1 protein-coding gene is annotated in these 302 nt (G+C 37.4%); it reads left to right on the top strand.

The annotated features are described in order from the left end of the window. Position 1 precedes the first annotated feature (1 nt). Positions 2–160: a hypothetical protein gene (locus HC175_RS24900; RefSeq protein ID WP_479685268.1), complete on the top strand. Its 159-nt coding sequence runs from the start codon at positions 2–4 to the stop codon at positions 158–160. The last annotated feature ends 142 nt before the right edge of the window (positions 161–302 follow it).

The following is a 302-nucleotide window of genomic DNA, read 5'->3' as shown; positions in this document are numbered from 1 at the left end:
CATTGTAGCCTTTTTTATCTTTTTAGTGCTTCGCGCTTATGAACGTACCAAAACAAAAAAAGAAGCTCCAAAAGTTACAGAACCAAAAGGACCTAGCCAGGAAGAATTACTTGCCGAAATAAGAGACGAATTAAAAAGACAAAACACAGGAAGAGCATAAATGAAAAATGTTTTTGCATATTACTTAAGCCTGATCATACCATTGTTTCTGCTGATATATTTCTGGGAAAATTTAGATCCCACCTTGGCGCTGGTTCTGTTAGGAGCATATGTTCTTGTTTACCGAACCTGGTTGGATGGGA

It is taken from the genome of Salinimicrobium oceani, assembly GCF_012037645.1.
This window is presented reverse-complemented; position numbering and strand designations above follow the sequence as displayed.